Genomic DNA, 20,001 nt, shown 5'->3' on the forward strand with positions numbered 1-20,001 from the left:
GTTTTAAATTGTTAATTGAAAGAATAGTGATAAATAATAGATTTATTTTGCTAAGCTCAGCTAAGTGTAATTAGCACTGCATCCAGGCCATCGTTTACACCGGTAACGTTCAGGTACTCAAAGTACATTTGTACCTGACCTGTCTGATTGGTGGTTTTAACATTGCTGAGTGTTATTTTAAATGCTTCTTTAGGGTTTAAAACCAGCTCTACTGTTGGGTTGGCCACCCAGAAATTTCCGTAACGTGTGTCGTTCAGAAGCCGGAATGACCAGCCCTCAGCTGAAAACTGTATATCCGGAACATCTTTCTGGCTAACGAGCTGGCCCAAATGTATGTAAATGGCAGATGCTACATTTTTTGGTAAAGACGCAGGTTTAAAAATAATTTCGAGGGGTTTCCGGTTACTGACAGACATGTAAAACGTATTAACGGCATTGGCAATGCCCAAAGGCTGGCCATTGTCATTCAGTAATTCAAAGTGCAGCAACTCCGGCGTAAGTTTCAGCCATCCTTCTCTAATGGTCTGCGGGGTATACGCTGCAATGGCCTCACCGCCCACATAACTAATTTCGGGTGTTACTTCCCACACAGGTTTTTCTTCAAATACGGCTTCTTCCACCCACGACCACTGGTAACTTTCCTCTTCAGGTACCGGCATATTGAAACCTGTAACGCCCTTAAGAACCGGAGTTGTTAAAAAGGTCATTTCCAGAACATTGAGGGTATCTGAATACAGGTTTGATGGTATATCTATTACCTTCGTTGGTAAAATACCCATAGTTGCATGTACCACTGCGCGGGGGTCAAACAGCATGAGCACGTAACGGGCATCGGCAGATACATCATACGGTACGGGGGAGTCTGGCCCTGGTGATGCCTTTAGCGTAATAGTATCTTCAACCGGCTTTATAACACCGCTGGTTCCGGTAGATGCTGCGCCTTCCGTATAAAAAGTTGAAAAGTTAAAAGAGTCTGCCGTATCAAGAAAATATCCAATCAATCCGTCATTTAACTGGTTCAGGTCGCCTAGAATGACAGGAAACCTGACATCCGTAAACTGGTTATCGGTACGGTACTCACCACTGGTAAGGGTGGCCCAGCTTTGATTCAGAACCGGGCTGCTGTTTAGTTCCAGGCGGAGCATGGCTTCACCAAGTGCAATGGGTCTGCCAATCAGTACGGCCAGGTCAGCACTTTGTGCATAATTGCTGGGGTCTATAAAATTATGCATGTTATCAACGGCCTTCCAGAAATTTGAGAAAAACTCCGGCCCGTTGTTATATAGCGCCACCGCGAAATCGCGAAGATTAGGATTCTGCAAGGCAAAAACCTGCTCAATTGACTGGTTAATGGTGGCATTATTACCGGGAGCCGACTGCCAGGCCATGGCCGTCTGGTTTCCGTTCATACCGAGTGTACCCATTGAACGGCCCTGCTGGTCATAAATAAACAAGCTGCCATTGAGATGGTTGGGGAGTATCCAACCGCAAATAGGAGTAGTGGCCGGATGCGCATTCATTTCCTGAATCTGATTTCCGATAGCCGACATCCACCTGAAAAGCAATCTGGACGGTTGCGCCAGAGCCGGTGGCATATACACTACATTGGGCACTACCTGTGTCTTATAAATAGTTGTGAGCTGCTCTGATGTAATACTTCTGGTAATGTTTACTGGTCTTTTCTGCCCGAAAACATCTACCAGGCTGAAGCTGAATTCAAAGAAACCAGCCCTGACAGGATTATAACTGCCATTAGGAACAGGCGATACAGCATTGGCTTTGCCTGCTATTTGTGCAACGGCCTGCGTAATAGAGTAATATGGGTTTTGAGGCGTTACATTAATATTGAGCTGCATACTTTGCTGCATCATGCCCAGCAGGCTATTAAAACCACTGAAAGCATTAGAGGCATAGATGCCTGTTTGCAAGGCATCGGCAATTTGCTGCAAGGTCTGGTTAGGGTAAACTTCCAGATATTGTTCAAGCTGTTCATAAAAAGTCTCTGCGGCGCTGGTACTTATAATGGCCGAGCTACGGTATTGCTGAGCAGTAGAAAAATCAATAGTTGCAGGGTTTACAGCACCTTTATACACCACACTGCCGCCATTGTTTTGCGCAATGGTATAATTGACAGTAAAAAGGTCGGTTGTGTAATTGTAGAGCTGCCCGTTGCGTTCGGTAACTTCTAAAGGGGCAAACTTGACACTCCATTCAGTAAAAACAGGAAACCACGGGTTGCTATGCCACCAGTACACTTCAAGGGCAGAAGGTACAACCCCGCTAAACGTGTAAACCTGCTGAGGCTGCCCATTTAAAGCCATATTGAGTGCTGCCTCCAGATTACTTGCCGGAACACCCGTAATACCCGAAACCAGATTGGTATTCAACAAAAGCGATTCGAGCAATAAACTATTGGTGGCAGCAGGATACGGCAGGTTGTTAGGCGAGGGCAAACCTGCACTGAAGAACTGGCCGGCTGTAACTGTAATGTTGTTTACCACAATGGCACTTATGATTTGCGCAACTGTGCGGCATTTCAGATAACCAGAATCGTCATAATTAGCTACAATTGACTTAGCCCGCACGGCGTTTGTCATATTGGTAGGAATAACAAGCATAACAGGTTCATTAGGCTGCCAGTAGCGTGCAGGCGAGGTTTCCTTCAGCTGCAAGGTGTTATCAATGGTAGATATTAACTGATTAACGTAGGCCGTTTGCTTGTTTAATTGAGTAGCCAGCTGATTACTAGTTGCCTGTATAGACGGCCAGGTATTGCCTATGCTGTTATAAATGAGCTGAAAAAGGGTATTTTGCAGGTTAGCATCTTTGGTGTTAACCATACGGTACCAGTCAGCAAATAACTGCCATTGAAAACCCAGCGTGTAACGCTCATAGAAATCAACCTGCTGCTGATAAACATTCAGGGTATCTAATGCCTCGGCCAATGGCAAAGGAAATGCTACATCAGGCTCATCGGGTGAATCTTTGGCCGGGCGCGTTATCTGATAAACGGTGCCTGTGCTGATACTGGCAAATGTTTTCTGGTGTAGCACTTCGTTCAGCTGGGCAAGCTGGTCGGTCTTTAATTGCATAAATTCGCTCAGCAAGCCATTCTGGAAAGCATTCAGCAGGGTTTCAAAAAATGGTGTATCGGGGTGCAGCAGGTCTTTGAAATAAGCAGCAAAACACTCAGGCGGCGTATTTCCGATTGTTAAAACCGCATCGACAGGCTTCTGATTGGGCTGGTCTACAACGTACTTCTGATATGGTGTATATGATATACTCTGGATGATGCCACTATATAACGAGTAAGTGGAAGTTTCATCAGGGCCATCGTACGTCCAGTTATAATCATTATTTATTTGTTCACGGGTTTTACCGTCACGCAGCGGGTCGTTGATAGTGTTGCTAAACCAGCCGGTTACTTCATACATGAGGTCAACGGGTGGGTCATTAGGGCCTATTTTTAAATCAGACAGGGTGTCCTGGAAACCAAACAAGCTACGGCTGTTGGGATAAAAAGCTGCAAATGAGGAGTCGCCGCTTGAAACGGCCGACAAATCCTGCCCGGTGAGTTCTCTGAAATAACTATTATTGGCGGGGTCTGCCCACTGGCTGTCAAAAACTTTATACATCCCTACATATTTATAGTCCAGGTCGGTAGGGTTGATTTTTTTTACTGGCAGGGTTACTGCCAACTGCCCGGTAGGAAGTGTATTGCTCAGGGAGTCGCTCTGAATTATCCATGAGCTGCGAACGGGCCCGTTTTTGGTAATAAGTAAACGGCTGATAAGCCATCTGTTTGGCACCGCTCCGAACAAAAGGCTGCCCGATTGACTGTTGCCTCCCTGAGTAAGCGCTTCGGGCAGGTTCCAGTGCAGGTGTATACCAGTTGTTAACTGCTGCCACGGAGCAGCAGACAGCGCTCTTACCACATTGGTGCCAACATAGGCGTTATTATTGCCCGACTGGTTGGTAAAAACTGTGGTTGCGCCTGCAAATGTACTGGTACCTGATTTATCGTTCTGGTCAATTATACCCACACAAAGCGCGGCTATATCTACCGGAACAACCAATCCTGAATCAATTGTATCTTTTGTTTGCATTTCCGCGTCATTATTTTTTGAGAAATTCAACTTTCACTACACCTTTTATCAGTTCAAGTGCATACTCGGCCGATGTAAAATTCTTTATATTCTGGCTGTAAGGCGGGCTGTTAAGCATTTGCTGAATTGCATCTGCGGCCTTTTTTACCTGGAGGGTCTGGTTGTCAGACCGAAGCGTTACCGGGCAATAAGCGCCTGGTATCTGGCTGCCGGGGTCGGTTCCGTTTACAACCCTCAAGGTAGTAGCCCATGTGCCGTCATGTCTCACCAGGCCTTCATGGAGGGCTTCAGGTGGTTCATGAATGGCAACCATCTGTACAACGCCATCAAAAATGCAGATGAGTGTATCTGAAGATAGTGCCTCCATTCTGAGTTTCTGAACCTCACTGGTGCCTTCTGTGTCGCTGTAACCGTTTATTTCCAGTCCCGGCCAGCCACCCACCACCGCTGACCGAAGCAGGAAACCCGTAATTATACCACTTGCGTTACGGTACGACAATAGTTTTTGTTTACGGGGTCTGGCCATACTGGCTCTGTGTTTTACAGGCCCCATTAACTTTTTCAACCTGGCTACATCGTTTTTATGGTCGGCGGTTGCCGATCTACCAATGCTAAATGCTCCATCCAGCAGGCAGTCAATCCAGTTGTTATCCATATAAAAAAACCGCATCGACTCAGGAGGCAACATCCGTTCATCAGGAACGAGATAATTAAATGGCACGCCTTTAAGCAAGGCCAGCTGGCTAAGCCATATTACCACGTTTTCGGGCAGGGGAGCTGCATTGGCCTTTAAAAGGCTTGTATTTCTTGCGGCCATTATACCATCAAAAGCAGTAATGGTATTGTATTTTTCCTGAATAATGCGTTGCTCTTCTATAATTGCCTGTTGAGCTGTCTCGCTTTTTTTCCAGTTATAAAGCGATGTTGAAAAAGCCTTGTTCTGCAATGCCATTAGTTGGCCAATCTGCCAGGCACCACCATAAGACACATCAAACATACCCGTCTCCGGATTATATCTGTTAATGGCGTCAGATGTGGTGTAGGGTAATTGAATGGTTTCTGGTATATAGTAAGGTACAAGCGGGCATCTGTACCATGAAACCGTGTTGCCGGGGTGCCGGAGTACCTGTGTCATGGCGGTGTAACCCATATTAAAGGCATTATGCACCAGTATCTGGGCATCATTGGTAGTCATGTTTCCATTCGCCTGGTGATTCAGTGCGCTTTGCACTTCGGTGTCAGAGGGTACCGGTCCTTCAAAGGGGTATTGCAAGGTGGTAAGCCCAATTTCACCGGCTGGGTTTTTATTCAGGTTCTCAAGCAGTTGCTCAAAATTTTCGTCGTTATTATTGGCTGTAAAATGCCACGAACTATACGTAAGAAGCCTTATGAATTTGTTTCCGGCAGGAATATGCCCATTCCCGTTTTCATCAGGCAAAAAACTGCCCATGTTCTCAAGCGAAACCAGAAAAACGTAACTTGTGAGCCCATCAACCGGAATCCGGTTACCTACAACTATGGCATAAAGCGCCTCATCCAACAATTTGTTATCCGTTTTATCAATGGTTTCGGTATCACGGATATGCGCCAGATAGGGGAGGTCGGCCGCAGACGGTGCTACAGCATTAAAAGTATCAGCGGGTATATCAATATAATTAATCTGGTCTTCGGGGGTTTCGCCGTAGTCTAAGGTACTCATACCCGGGTATGACAATATTCCCGCAGGCATAGCGCCTGTGCCGGTAATGCCCGGCGACCCTTCAACGGTTATGGTTGTGCCCAGCGGCACCAGGTCTTTTGCCGTACCTTTTTTTATTTCCGGCACCTGGTCGCGGTTAAAAAGCAATAAAGCAAGCCAGGGTGCGCTTTGTTCGGTTATTACAGAGGTTCGCTCCCAGGGTAAAGTACGCCTGTTAAAAATTATCAGCGGAAACACACCTGAAAATTCACCGTTAGCCAGATTAGGCGGAAAAACCGAATTAATATCGTTAGGGTTAAGGGTAAATCGTTCGCCGGTAACAGCAAATTTTCTGGAAGTGCGGTACGGAGCGCCAGTATTGAGATTCACGGCCTGCTCAAGCTCAATGGTGTACTCACCCGATTTGAGTGGCGGAATATCATACTGTATAAAAATTACCTTTTTATCGACGTCGCCGGTATCAGACCCCAGCACAGCCGGTGCCTTATTTGCCTCAACTACAGGGGTTGTTTCTCTGTGTTTATTTGCTTTTGCCATGTCTAAAGTTGTTTTTCTTCTCCAAGTAAGCGCATTTCGGGTTCAGCCAGCAGATAATTGGTAGCAGGGTCAGCCAGTTCTTTTACATTTATGTTGGCATCTACCGTTAGCCCGTTATTTATAATAGCCTGTACCAGCAGCGTTCGGTTATTAATGGCCCGTGGTGTCATTATGGTGTTCTCTACGGTGTCTCCTTCAAATTCATCATTTGTAGGCACATAAGGGGCTGCCCACGAAAAATACTGAAACTCAGGTGCAAGCGTGTATTGCAAATTAACGAGTTCAATAGGCAGGGTATGGTCTGGCGGTTTAATGTAAGGGGCAATTACGAAACCCGTCAGCACGTCGTCAAGGGTAGTATCCTGCACGGGGTTACCCAGAATAGGGTTGCCTTGCGAATCAAATGCTACTGGTTGCCACAATGACTTGGCCACCTTGCCCAGTGTTCTGGTTGCTTTAAAGGTGCTGTCTTCTGCGCTAGTTATGGTTATTTTATGGGTTGAGCTCAGGTTAGCCTGCGCTGTGCCGGTAGGCCTGATACCAAAATTGGTGTTCTGTACCACACTGGCATTTTGCGCATCTGTATCTAATGTAATATTTGAACTGAGCGACCAGTCTTTTGACGGAATAACCGCCTGAGTGCTGAGTTCAAAATTTTCTGCATTCACAATCCAGTTCAGTTCTCCCTCTTTATCACTTAACTGAGAAATGAGGCCGTTGCTGATTACAATTTTGCATACATCAGGGTCTGGCGGCGTATCTGCATTGGAAGCAGCAAGGGCTTTGGGAGTATCGCTGTTTTTTTGCGGAAGCATATCTTTAGCGAAAGAGTCCCACGAAATGGTTTTTTGTTTGACCTGATTTTTAGCGCCAAAAGAGATAGTGAACGATATAATGGCCACTTTGACTTTTGCAACACCCGAAAACTCCGGCCCCCAGATATGCAGGCTGGCACCTACATGAATGGTTATGCTCAGGGTAGTAAACCAGAGGTCAATTTTAAAGCTGGCACCAATACTAACAGCAGCGCTGATGTCATAATAGAAAGGCTTCCACATAATCAGGAAGTCGGCCTGTACACTAAACCAGGCTTTTATGCCGCCACTCTGCCACACGGCCTCCATATAGCCACCGGCCATAGCAGCGTTTGAAGTAAGGGCAAAGTACTCGCCGCCTTTGATACTCAATTCGTTTGTTACTTTCCAGTTCATGCCCAAACGGGGCACAACCGGATAATAATCCGGAACCACATAGTTTGGGTTATAGCCCCCAAGTGTTACCACAAATTCGCCAAAATGCGGGCCGCTTGTCCAGAGGTAAAAAGCAAATCCACCGGTTAAATGGCAGTCTTTAGACAAAACATACGAGTTGTTGGTCAATTGCCCCTGTACGGCTATCAGGCCGGTTTCAGTTGAAAACGATGCCGCCAGTGCCAGTTCTGCATAAACAATGATAGGTAGCTTTGAGTCTTTAATGCCTGCGCCGGGAGGCAGAATCAGCTTTGACAAGCCCAGTAGCGAAATCTCGAATTTTGTTCCGAATGCGATGCTGAGCATCGCATAAGAATCAAGAATTTCGAAACTTGTAAACCTTACCCCGGCAGTTAGCCAGTTATTACCTGCCAGCGGCGCCACTATTCCATCGGTAATCAGAGTCTGCATTACATCATTTACCTGCTTGGCAATATTGCCGTTGGGGTTGGCGGATGGTGGGTTGTTCATACCCATTGCCCATTGTACAAACGGGAAAGTAGCTACCCCGTTGATACCCGGCAACACCAGGCTTCGGTTGAAACCAAAACCGGCTGATAAACCAGTAACAAACAAATATGGTGGCCCGCCAATGGGGTAATTAAGCACCGCATAAACAAATAAAGACGGATGATTGTCAACCTCGGTATAACCGCCAATGGCGCCAATGGTAAGTGTTTTTGTTTTTATAAATAGCTGGCCAACCAGATCAACAGGCTCAAAGCTACCCATAAGGCCACCGCTGATTAATAAAGGGCCGCTCTGGAATGTTACGCTTATGCCACTGATGGTGAAAGAAACATTAAAATTGCTGATGGGCAGGCTTACACCAAAGCCATCAAGGGCTATTGTCAGGCCACCGGCTGTAGCCGCACAGTTAACCAACACATAAATATCAGGTTCTTTGTAGGCCAGACCGATTTTCTCAAAGTACAGCGGGCCAAAATTCTTTTGCAAGTTAAACCAGAACGTTTTAGAGCCGCCGTTGTCTGAACTAACAGTTTGCATAACAGAATAACGCCCTTTGGCATCAAGCTCTGTAAGTGTATCATGATACACCGCCAGTTGCTCAATGGTCGATACCTCTTCGCTGTTGTCGGCGCCTAGTGAGATTGGTATTTTGGTTCCTCCTATGTTAATTTCCATAGAAAACGCTACCAGATTAATCATTCCTTTCTCTGGCACGTTCGGAAACTTGAGGTCTCCCGGAGCATATTTATTAATAATTTTATTGATGAGTGCAGCATTTTCTTTGCTGATAGGATTAGAGGCAATATCGACATGAATGGCCTCGACGGCTAAAATACCTTCGCTTATAAACGTGATTTTATCTATAATAGGCAGGTTTGAAAGGTCAATAACCGAATCGGTGGCCATGCCGTAATAGAAAATCCACTTTTTGGTGGTTTTGTCTTTTATGGCTGCAAATGCCGAGTTACCATATACGGCCGAGGCTGCTTCAAGCACAAATAAAGGCTGGCTCTGTGCGCTGTCATAAACAAAGGCAGCCGCTTTAAGAGAAATGTCCAGTTCAGGCGGAATAGGCGGCACGAGGCTTCCAAGGCCTAACATATCTGCAATAGAATTAATACCCAACGGTGTGCCTTTGTTGAGCCATTGAGCGGCAAAAGCAGTATCAGCAGCCGTTTTTGAGAATATCAGCGTGTAAACCTGTTCTTTGTAAGTTACAACGCCCTTTGCCTCCACATCTGTATTGTAAGCATTTGCGGTAGCAGATTTAATGGCCGACAGGCTTACTTCAATATCAACACCCGGATTATCAGCCATTGGGATATGCCCGATACAATCAAAGGTAAAGTTTCCAGAGCTGGTGTTGTATGTTACTTTTAACTTCTTAAGTGTGATTTCAGATATAAACTTAGGATACCAGGTTATACCGAAGGTATCAAGTAATTCGGCTATCAGTTCTCCAATTGGCAGGTTATCCACTTCGCCTGTCATGTCTACGCCTTCACCTTCTTTATACACGGCTGATAGTAAAACTGTGGCTGAACCAACCGTAAAATGAGCGTAAAGACTCCCGAAACCCGTCATTTTCTTCTTTAACGGGTCATAATTGGCGCCCATTTCAAAAGAAGCATTATCCAGACTGACTTTTCCGGCAATGGGTAAAGGCTTTGTAATAGCGAGCTTGAAATTATATCCTCCTTCTTCCGTATAATACACCAGTGAAAGCGTACTGATTTCAACATCCGGGAAATTCTGCGGCAGCGGTATTTTCAGAAAGTTGAAAACCTTTGTCAGCTCTGCAGGTCTGTCAGGCTGTAGCTGGGCAAAAACAACTTTGTCGGGGAACTGGCCGCCCACCTGAAAGGGGAATCCTTCAAAAAGCGTCATATTAGCCAGTAAAGTGGCCTGAAAATAGTTTTCTGACGTAAGCGGATGAAAGACCTCATATTCGAAAACGATGTTTTCAACCACAAACAAATCGCCAAAGAATGACCAGTTAGCTGCATACTGGAGTTCTATTCTGATAAACGCCACCGTTTGTTTGGATGGGTTGAAGCTCAGCTGAAAATCTTTCAGAGAAAAATTATTGAGCTGGGCTGCCACTTCTGCCGGCAGAATGGTAGTAATGGCATTGTTACCACCTATGGCATACAGGAAATCATGCGTAAGGTCTCCTAACTGTTCGAAGCTGCCCGAAAGCGTCCAGTCTCCGTCAAAAGTAGGAATGGTCATAGACACCGGGAAATACAATGGTTTAGGCGACCCAGCCACAATATCACAGGCAAAAACCAACGTAATTACGCTGAGTTCTTCATCCGGGCTCAGGGTACCTTTCAAATGCGTAAAACCGAATGAAAGGCCTGAAACAAGTTGCCAGGTTACACTTTCCGGCAGATTCAGATTAAGTGTGAGCAGCAGATTATCCCCCGGCTCGGTAAAAGTAAACACAAGGTCGGTATCAGGCTGCCCCAACAGTAGAGCCCGTCCGCTTAGCGAGGGGCTATCGCCGTCGGCCACTACTGCAGTTACCTTTACATCTATTGTACTTGTACCCGGTAACATACTGAAAAGCTTGTTAACCAGGGTAGCATCAAACATACTGGAAGAAACGGGCGTTTTATCTTCGGGCTGTATTGGCTGCAGCCATAGCTTTACATCGTTGAGGTTCTTGATGGTATCTGCCATAACCTTGAGTATAAATTAGTTGACCTGATTCGGAAAATTATAAAATGCCGAGTTGTTGTAAGCCACCGGCAAAGGTGTCTGGTCGCCAACCCGCACATTTCCCCGGTTGGCAAGTGTTGCAGGCAAAGCTCTGATATGTGTACCTTCAGCGGTTGAAATTTCTATTCCACCTGTACCAACATTTCCCCATCCTGCATTCTGATAATTTGTAACAGCAGCCGGCACCGGGAATCCATATACGTAAGCCAGGCCACCCGCCGTAGGGCGCATACCATAGGAATAAAACACCCTGCCTGCTCCGGCATAAGCGCCTATCTGGGCTGGAAGATTGGCCGATGCCCCATGTGCATTTGAGCCATGATGGGCTGCCTCAATGCCACTAAGATTAAGAAAAGGTCCTCCGTCAACATTATCAAAATTGGCATCGCCAGTCATTAAAACCTGGGTTGGTACGGCAGCTGTAGTTGGTAGTTGCATAGTTACCAGCATAGCAATACCTGTATTATTTAACAATGCAGCCGGAGCGGTACCCGGCGCTGGCGTGCATCTGCAAATGGCATAGCCAGGTAAATTAATGAATGGCGCCCCGGGGTACAGAATCAAATAGGGAAGAGTGTTAGCAAAATTGAGTGTTGAACCTCCTATTGGCTGATTAGGGGCAATCCAAACCAGCCCCTGCATATTGGCTACGCGCCCAAGCCGCCAGTGGTCCCAATCCCAATGAGATATAACAACATACAGGTCATTTGCCGTATTCTGTACAATAGGTCCCTGATAAGCAGGTGTACCAAAACGCATATTGGCCGGCAGGCTACCCAGATAAAACCAGAGTGGATAGCCGAGGTCGAAATATACATAAGGTTCTACGGCACTATCAAAAAGCAGGTTACAATTGCCCTGGCCGATATCCATAGCTCCGATACTTGTAACCGGAGCCGTATAGGCAAGTATTTTTGAATCAGATTCGGTTCTGGGTCTTTTAATTCCTTGTTTCTTTTTGTAGACATAGTACCTTTCACAAAGTGCTTTTTGTATTTTTTTAGAAGCCTTGACTTTAGGGACTGCTTTTAATTTGAGTTGAACATCCGGAATGTAATCAATGGGTGGCTCAGGCACTACCAGTAGATCGGCAGAAATCAGTTCATAATTTCCATACGACATATTCGGATTATCGGGGTTTACATCTATATCCGGATTATACAACAAGCCATTAATTGCTCCGCTATCCTTTTTTTCCAGTTTTATCAGATACCACGATGCTTCAGCAACATTGTCTGCATCTTTTACACCTAAAACCGTAAATAACGGTTCTGAATATACGAATGTTGGATTAAATATGCTGGCTGGCACGGGCGGGGCGCTGTATTTAATTACATCACTACCATTCTTCAACACATTGTAGGTATATTTTTCTGGTTGAACCTCAAACATGATTGACCAGGTACCCGTGCTTTCATCGAAATCTGCTTTTGATAAAAAAGCATAATACATTCCGCTGTCTGAAAGCGGTTGGTTGAAAGATTCGCCCTGATTGCCGATGTTGCCAAAGAGCGCGCTGTATAAATCGTTTGGTTCATTAATATCTGCCATAGTATTAAACAGTTTGATAGACCCTGATTATGCTATATCCGGGTAATTATTATACCAGATGCACAGGTTTTCACCATAGCAACTTAAGGCATGTACTTAACAAAGTTTTAAGGCTAAAACACCCTGATATTACAGGCGCTTTCTCTTAAATCTGTTCTTAATATAATTTGTGGTTTTTTGGGAGCTTTTAATGCACGGGCTTGATTGCCAGGCTACTATATATAGCATACCTGCAATGCCTATAGTTAGAAAGTTTTCTGTTTTCATGGTATGTCCTGAGCAAAAGTTATAAAATCGGCTTTGATTTCTTAACAAAGTGAATTAATTTACATGAAAAATACAAGACACATTTATTTAACGGTTTTGTTTTATTTTTAAACGGTAGCAGTTTTTTCAGAAAACTGATTCCGTAAAACAAATTTATTTGTGTATAATTAATTGAAAACGGCCGAATAAGTCTCTCTGAGAGGCAAAAGACCAACTATGGGGCCAAATGTGTGATACGCTGAAAAAACAGCTTATAATTTTGGATTAATCTGCTGCCTTGTTTAGCTTTGCAGACCCAAGAGGCGATGTGGTGGAATTGGTAGACACGCTACTTTGAGGGGGTAGTGGGCGTTAGCCTGTGCGAGTTCGAATCTCGCCATCGTCACAATCAAGATTTAAGTTTAAGTTGAACATTTGTTATTTGAAAAGCCTTTCCGGATTGAGAAGGGCTTTTTTACTTTGTGCTTAGCTTATTTTTTGGCATTTTCACTTTTTTTTGAAAATAAATTATTATCTTTGCACTTTATTCATTTTATTAAAATCTAAGTTAACATCTGATGTATTTAACTACGGAGAAAAAGGAAGAAATCTTCTCAGCGAAGGGCTTCCAGAAAAAAGCAACTGACACAGGTTCGGCCGAGTCTCAGATTGCATTATTTACTTATCGTATCGCTCATCTTACAGAACACCTTAAATCACACAAACATGACTACTCTACCAGAGCCGGTTTGTTGAAATTGGTTGGTAAACGTCGTCGTTTGCTTGATTATTTGTATAAGAAAGATATCGCCCGTTACAGAGCAATTATTGCTGAACTAGGCATCCGTAAGTAATTTTTTCAATCAGAGAATGATACGTCATTCTCTGATTGTCTTTTTAGATAGTAACTTCAATTACATACATATCTATTCAGGGCTTTGCCGTAAGGTGGCAGGGTCGTTGAAATATCCCCGCGGAATTCGGATAGAAAATTGCCACGTCGAAAGCGGAAACGTGGTTTAATACCATCAAAAAGATAATGTTTAACATTCACTCAAAGACCATCGAAATGCCTGATGGCAAAGTGATTAGCCTTGAAACAGGAAAACTAGCAAGACAAGCAGACGGTTCAGTTGTAGTAAGATCAGGCAACGCCATGTTGCTGGCCACAGTAGTAGGTGCCAAAGAACACAAAGAAGGTACCGATTTCTTACCGCTGTCTGTTGACTACCAGGAGAAATTCGGTTCAGCCGGTAAAATACCCGGAAGTTTCCAACGCCGAGAAGGTCGTTTATCTGATAACGAAATTCTTATCAGCCGTTTAATTGACCGCGCTTTGCGCCCTATCTTCCCTGAAGACTACCACGCCGAAGTGCAGGTAAATGTAATCCTGATTTCTGCCGACCCTCAGGTGCAACCAGATGCGCTGGCAGCCCTGGCAGCCGCAGCAGCCATTGCCGTATCTGATTTACCGTTTAACGGCCCCATCTCTGAAGTACGCGTTGCCAAAGTTGACGGCCAGTACGTAATCAACCCTACATCTAACGAAATTGCAAAGGCTTCTGTTGATTTAATAGTAGCCGGTACACATGACAACATCATTATGGTGGAAGGCGAAGCAGACCAGTGTACCGAAGAAGAAATGATTGAAGCCATTCGCGAAGCGCACGCTGCCATTAAAGTGCAGGTAACAGCCTTGAAAGAGTTTGAAGCAGAAGTAGGCAAAACAGTAAAAAGAGAATATAATCATGAAGTACATGATACCGAGTTGAAAGACCGCATGTACAAAGAATTATATGATAAAGTATATGCCGTGTGCCAATTGGGCAGCAACCAGAAAGACGTAAGAAAAGAGAAGTTCGGAGCCATTCTGGATGAGTTTCTGGCTACGTTATCTGAAGAAGAACTGGCAGAAAAGAAATCACTCGCCAAGACCTATTACGGCGATATTCAATATTATGCCTCAAGGAATCTGGTATTAGACGAACGCAAAAGGCTGGATGGCCGTCAGCTTGACGAAATCCGACCGATATTGTGTGAAGTAGACTACCTGCCATCGGCACATGGTGCAGCCTTGTTTACACGTGGCGAAACCCAATCTTTAACTACCGCTACACTTGGTACCAAACTGGATGAAATGATTGTAGACCAGGTTATGACCTCCGGCTACAGCAAATTCTTCCTGCACTACAACTTCCCGGGTTTCTCAACCGGAGAGGTAAAACCCAACAGAGGACCCGGACGCCGCGAAATCGGTCATGGAAATCTGGCCATGCGCTCGTTAAAGAAAATCCTTCCCCCTGAATCAGAAAACCCATATACCATTCGTGTAGTATCAGATATCCTTGAATCAAACGGTTCGTCGTCAATGGCTACTGTTTGTGCGGGCTGTCTGGCGCTGATGGATGCCGGTGTGCCCATCAAAGCTCCTATATCGGGTATTGCCATGGGTTTAATTACCAATAACGAAACCGGAAAATGGGCTGTATTGTCTGACATTCTGGGTGATGAAGACCACCTGGGCGATATGGACTTTAAAGTTACCGGTACTGAAGATGGTATCACTGCCTGCCAGATGGATATCAAAATCGGTGGTTTGTCTTTTGAAGTGCTGGAACAGGCATTGATGCAAGCCAAACAAGGCCGTATTCATATTCTTGGTAAAATGAAAGAAGCCATTGAAGCGCCAAGACCAGACCTGAAACCTCATGCACCACGTGCCTTCACCATCGTTATCGACAAAGAATTTATCGGTGCGGTTATTGGGCCAGGTGGTAAAATTGTGCAGGAGATACAGAGAGAATCGGGTGCAACAATCACCATTGAAGAAAAAGACGGAAAAGGTTATGTTTCTATTTTCTCTTCGAACGGCGAAAGCATGGAAAAAGCCAAAAGACGTGTAAACGGTATTGTGGCTCAACCGGAAGTAGGAGCAGTATATGACGCCAAAGTGAAGTCGATTCAGCCATTTGGTGCATTTGTTGAGTTCTTACCAGGTAAAGAAGGCTTATTGCACATTTCGGAGATATCGTGGGAGCGCCTGCCAAGCATGGACGGCGTTTTAGAAATAGGAGAGGAATTGCAGGTAAAATTACTTGAAGTAGACCCTAAAACGGGTAAATTCAGACTTTCAAGAAAAGTGCTTCTTCCGAAACCGGCACCTAAACAATAATCAGCCGATTATTATTTAAATAATGGACAATTGATGGCGTTCAGGCGGCTTTAAATAAAGCGAACTGATACTACAAATTAATTGTTCATTATTATAAGCATACGATTAAAAATTAACGTTAATAAAGAAATTAGTTTTGGGAGACCCATTGATTATTATCTGTTAGTATTCAGTACTCTTAAAAACACTTCATAAAACTGTTCACTGACTTAATATGCGCCAGCTAAAAATTAGTAAGCAAATTACCAATCGTGAGAGCCAATCTCTCGATAAATATCTACAAGAAATTGGTAAGGTAGATTTGCTGACTCCTGATGAGGAAGTAATACTTGCTCAAAAAATCCGTGACGGAGACCAACTTTCACTGGAGCGCTTAACTAAAGCTAACCTTCGTTTCGTGGTTTCTGTTGCCAAGCAATATCAGAATCAGGGGCTTTCGTTGGGTGACTTAATCAATGAGGGTAACCTTGGGCTTATAAAAGCTGCACAAAGATTTGACGAAACCCGCGGTTTCAAGTTCATTTCTTATGCAGTATGGTGGATTCGTCAGTCTATCCTGCAGGCATTGGCCGAGCAATCGCGTATTGTTCGTTTGCCACTCAACCGTGTGGGTTCATTGAATAAAATCTCTAAAACTTTCTCAGATCTTGAGCAAAAGTTTGAAAGAGAGCCTTCTCCGGAAGAATTGGCCGAGGTACTTGAAATTACAGCTGCCGAGGTTATTGATACACTTAAAATTTCAGGTCGCCACGTATCGGTAGATGCACCGTTTGTTCAGGGTGAAGAAAACAGCCTGTTAGACGTACTGGAAAACGACAGCGAAGAAAAACCAGACCAGGGTCTGATTAACGACTCGCTGCGCCGCGAGGTAATGAGAGCGCTTTCTACCCTTACACAACGTGAAGCCGAGGTAATAACCTATTATTTTGGGTTAAACGGTGAGCAGGCCATGACGTTGGAAGAGATTGGCGAGAAATTTAACCTGACACGCGAACGCGTACGTCAGATTAAAGAAAAAGCCATCCGCCGTTTACGTCAAACCTCAAGAAGCAAAGCCCTTAAGGCTTACTTAGGCTAAAAATTACCTATTTTTTGAATATCAGAAAGGTACGATTCTCGTGCCTTTTTTTGTATAAAATGATGGCTATTCTGCAACCAATCCATAATATTGCCGAAATCTGTGCAAGAAAAAACGTAAAAACGGCTATTCTTTGCCCGGGTTCGCGAAGTGCAGCGCTAACAATATCTATGGCGCGGCACCCTGCCATAAAGACGTATAGCATCAGCGATGAACGGTCGGCCGGCTTTATCGGTCTTGGCATTGCCCAAAGTACAGGCGAAACCGTTTCGTTGGTTTGTACGTCTGGCACGGCAGCTTATAATCTGGCCCCGGCTGTGGCCGAAGCCTATTTTCAGGAGATTCCGCTACTGGTTTTAACGGCAGACCGCCCGGCAGAGTGGATTCATCAGTATGACGGACAGACCATCTATCAGGAAAACATTTTTGGTAAACACGTAAAGAAGAGTTTTCAGCTTCCATCAGACTACAGCCACCCTGATGCCGTTTGGCACATAGAAAGAGTAGTAAACGAAGCCATTAACCTTTCTCAGGCTCAGCCCAAAGGCCCTGTGCATATCAATGTGCCTATCAGAGAGCCCTTTTATCCTGCTGAGGGCGAGGTGGTGCAATTCAACCGCCATGTCCGGATCATTGAACAGATTGCTGCCACAAAAAAGCTTTCCAATAGTTTTTTTGAAACGTTTTACGATATCTGGAATCAATCAGGCAGAAAACTGATTATTGTTGGGCAGCAACAGAACGAAAAGTTAGGCGAGATACTTAAAAATATTTCTGATGAGTTTGGTATCCCGGTTTTGAGCGATGTTATTTCAAACGCCGGTTTTGAAGGGGCCATTACTGCGCATGATGTGTTTCTGTCATCTAAAAATGAGGCATTTCTTGAGTCATTGGCTCCGGATTTACTCATTACCTGCGGTAAATCGGTTATTTCAAAGAATCTCAAGCTCTTTATACGTAAATACCAGCCACGTTTTCATTTTCATGTGCAGGAGAACCCGGATTTGATTGACCCGTTCCAGACACTTACCCATAAACTGGAAGTGCAGGAGCAGTATTTCTTTGAAACGCTCTTCAGCGACCTTGACATTCAGAAATTCAAAGAGGGTGACGACGACGACGACAGTTCGTATCTGGCACGCTGGCAGGCAGCTGATCAGCTAGCAGGAGTGAAGCTGGGTAAATTCCTGGCTGATACTACTTTCTCTGAGTTTAAGGCTTTAAAAACAACCATTGAGCAGCTTCCTGAGCATTCGGTATTTCATTTAGGAAACAGCATGCCTGTGAGATACGCCAATCTTATCGGCTTGCCATACAACACACATACATTGGTTTTTGCCAACAGAGGCACCAGTGGTATAGATGGCATATTGAGTTCGGCGGTTGGCAATGCTTTGGCGACAGATAAGCTGGTGGTTTGTCTGATTGGAGACGTTTCTTTCTTTTATGACCGAAACGCTTTCTGGAACAACTACCTGCCTGCCAACCTGCGTGTGGTGCTGGTAAATAACCAGGGCGGTAATATTTTCAGAATCATTGACGGCCCTAACAGACAGGCAGAACTGAAAGACTACTTTGTAACACACCAGAACCTGAATGCCAAAAGAACCTGTGCCGATGCCGGAATAACTTATATGGCAGCCACCCAAGAACAAGAGCTGAAAGCATTATTGCCCGATTTCTATGCAGAAGCCCAAAAACCCAAACTGCTGGAAATATTTGTGGATGGAGAAGTGAGTACACAGGTATTCAGAGATTATAAAAATCTATTTGCAGACTTCTCTTAAGCGCTGCTCAGATTTACTCTCGTTCAACTTTGCACCAGTTTGCCAGTATTGACATGCTTTGGCTTTGTTGCCGTTCAGCAATGAGGCTTCACCTAAATAGTAATTTATCAATTCAACACCCGGGTCGAGCCTCTCGGCCTTTTCAAAATTGGCCAGGGCTTTGCTATAATTTTTACTCAGCAACTCATAAACACCCATGTTTCTAATAGCCCAGGCATTATTGACTTCCAATGCCGATTCAATCAGTTGTTTGCCTTCAGGCAGTTTTCCGGTATTCAACAGGTAATATCCTTTATTATTTTTATACAATACACTTTTGTTGATGGCAATGGCTTTATCAACCAGTTCAATAGCCTTGGTGAAGTTGCCTTCATTGGCATAAATCAGGCTCAGGTTATTTAGTGCGAAATCCTGTTTCGGGTTAATGGCAATGGCTTTTTCAAAATTCTGTCTGGCCTGGCTAAAGTTCTTCTCCTGATAATTGATAACACCCAGGTTAGTTAATGCCATATCATTTTCAGGTTGCAGTTGTAAAGCTTTCTGTAAAGCCTGTGTAGCCTGCGGGAAATTGCTTTTTTGTATCAGCGCATTGCTCAGTGTAACATAGTAGAAAGATGAATCCTTATAATACCTCTCAATAGATTTTAGTAAGGATATAGATGCATCCAAGCCGTCGCTGTTCGATAATGCCTCAGCCAGATTGTATTTAGCCAGCATGAAATCAGAATCTAGCGATACTGCCTTTTCAAAATCAGCAATGGCTCCGCCCAGATTGCCAATAGCTAACTTAGCCGTTCCTCTGTTATTATAGGCATCGGCAAAGGTGGGGGTTTTCTCTATGGCCTCACTAAAAAAATCAATTGCCTTTTTATATTCTGCCTTTTTATAGGCTGCATTGCCCTGAATAAAGAATAACTCAGCATCTTTTTCGTTTCTTGAGCAAGCAACCAAAAGAGCAACAGTACAGAAAGTAAATAACTTTATAAAAGTATTGAAAGTGTAATTCATATTAAAATAATAATAAGTAATATTGTTTTTTACCCAATTGCTTTTACAACAGGCAAAACTTGCGTAAAATTGTGCCTCAAAATTGAAACTTCATAGACAACAATGAAATTTATAAAAGAAATTCCGAATAATTACTGCAAGGCATCACTATATGCCTGGAACAACAAGTTTATTATTAAGTTTGAAGCAGGTATGTATGAACAGACTTATAAAGTGAGCGAATATGACATATCTGGTGAAGACGAAATTGAAGAAATGCTGGGCGACTCGTTTATGGAAAAGGTAGTGAAGCGTTTCAAAGATATGTCTGAAGACTTTGAGTTGATACTGGACTCGGTTGATTAAAAAAAGATAGGGTTCAAATCAGCCGAT

The 20,001-nt window shown here is 44.2% G+C and carries 10 protein-coding genes and 1 tRNA gene; 6 read left to right on the forward strand and 5 right to left on the reverse strand.

Annotated elements, in window-relative coordinates:
• Positions 1 to 56: 56 nt before the first annotated feature.
• From NZ848_RS12320 to NZ848_RS12335, 4 genes are read right to left on the reverse strand one after another with little or no spacing between them, the layout of a single operon-like run.
• Positions 57 to 4,106, reverse strand: coding sequence for a hypothetical protein (locus tag NZ848_RS12320; protein ID WP_259015716.1), 4,050 nt, complete (start codon positions 4,104 to 4,106; stop codon positions 57 to 59).
• 10 nt (positions 4,107 to 4,116) lie between these two features.
• Complete coding sequence (locus NZ848_RS12325; protein ID WP_259015717.1) at positions 4,117 to 6,342, reverse strand: hypothetical protein; 2,226 nt, start codon at positions 6,340 to 6,342, stop codon at positions 4,117 to 4,119.
• A 2-nt stretch (positions 6,343 to 6,344) separates the two neighbouring features.
• Positions 6,345 to 10,748 (reverse strand): DUF6603 domain-containing protein, encoded by a 4,404-nt coding sequence (locus tag NZ848_RS12330; protein ID WP_259015718.1) that lies wholly within the window; start codon positions 10,746 to 10,748, stop codon positions 6,345 to 6,347.
• A gap of 15 nt (positions 10,749 to 10,763) precedes the next feature.
• The gene (locus NZ848_RS12335; RefSeq protein WP_259015719.1) at positions 10,764 to 12,338 is read right to left on the reverse strand and encodes a hypothetical protein; all 1,575 of its coding nucleotides are present in this window, start codon (positions 12,336 to 12,338) and stop codon (positions 10,764 to 10,766) included.
• Between the two features lie 568 nt (positions 12,339 to 12,906).
• On the opposite strand from NZ848_RS12335, the gene NZ848_RS12340 reads away from it, so the two are divergent.
• The 5 genes from NZ848_RS12340 to menD all read left to right on the forward strand — a co-directional run bounded on the left by NZ848_RS12340 (position 12,907) and on the right by menD (position 18,621).
• Positions 12,907 to 12,990 (forward strand) — tRNA-Leu (locus NZ848_RS12340).
• A 172-nt stretch (positions 12,991 to 13,162) separates the two neighbouring features.
• Complete coding sequence (gene rpsO / locus NZ848_RS12345; protein ID WP_101725970.1) at positions 13,163 to 13,438, forward strand: 30S ribosomal protein S15; 276 nt, start codon at positions 13,163 to 13,165, stop codon at positions 13,436 to 13,438.
• 185 nt (positions 13,439 to 13,623) lie between these two features.
• A complete protein-coding gene (pnp, locus tag NZ848_RS12350) occupies positions 13,624 to 15,756 on the forward strand; it encodes a polyribonucleotide nucleotidyltransferase (RefSeq protein WP_259015720.1) in 2,133 nt (710 codons plus the stop codon).
• 214 nt (positions 15,757 to 15,970) lie between these two features.
• Positions 15,971 to 16,834, forward strand: a complete 864-nt coding sequence (locus NZ848_RS12355) for a sigma-70 family RNA polymerase sigma factor (protein ID WP_101725972.1) — start codon at positions 15,971 to 15,973, stop codon at positions 16,832 to 16,834.
• 14 nt (positions 16,835 to 16,848) lie between these two features.
• The gene (menD, locus tag NZ848_RS12360; protein ID WP_259015721.1) at positions 16,849 to 18,621 is read left to right on the forward strand and encodes a 2-succinyl-5-enolpyruvyl-6-hydroxy-3-cyclohexene-1-carboxylic-acid synthase; all 1,773 of its coding nucleotides are present in this window, start codon (positions 16,849 to 16,851) and stop codon (positions 18,619 to 18,621) included.
• Here the strand turns inward: menD and NZ848_RS12365 are convergent.
• Positions 18,601 to 19,629 carry a tetratricopeptide repeat protein gene (locus NZ848_RS12365; protein ID WP_259015722.1) on the reverse strand — a complete coding sequence of 343 codons (1,029 nt, stop codon included), beginning with the start codon at positions 19,627 to 19,629 and terminating at the stop codon, positions 18,601 to 18,603. The genes menD and NZ848_RS12365 overlap by 21 nt on opposite strands.
• A 102-nt stretch (positions 19,630 to 19,731) precedes the next feature.
• On the opposite strand from NZ848_RS12365, the gene NZ848_RS12370 reads away from it, so the two are divergent.
• A complete protein-coding gene (locus NZ848_RS12370; RefSeq protein WP_101725974.1) occupies positions 19,732 to 19,974 on the forward strand; it encodes a hypothetical protein in 243 nt (80 codons plus the stop codon).
• Positions 19,975 to 20,001: the final 27 nt, after the last annotated feature.

The sequence above is a fragment of the Emticicia fluvialis genome (assembly GCF_024793945.1).
Classification (GTDB): domain Bacteria; phylum Bacteroidota; class Bacteroidia; order Cytophagales; family Spirosomataceae; genus Emticicia; species Emticicia fluvialis.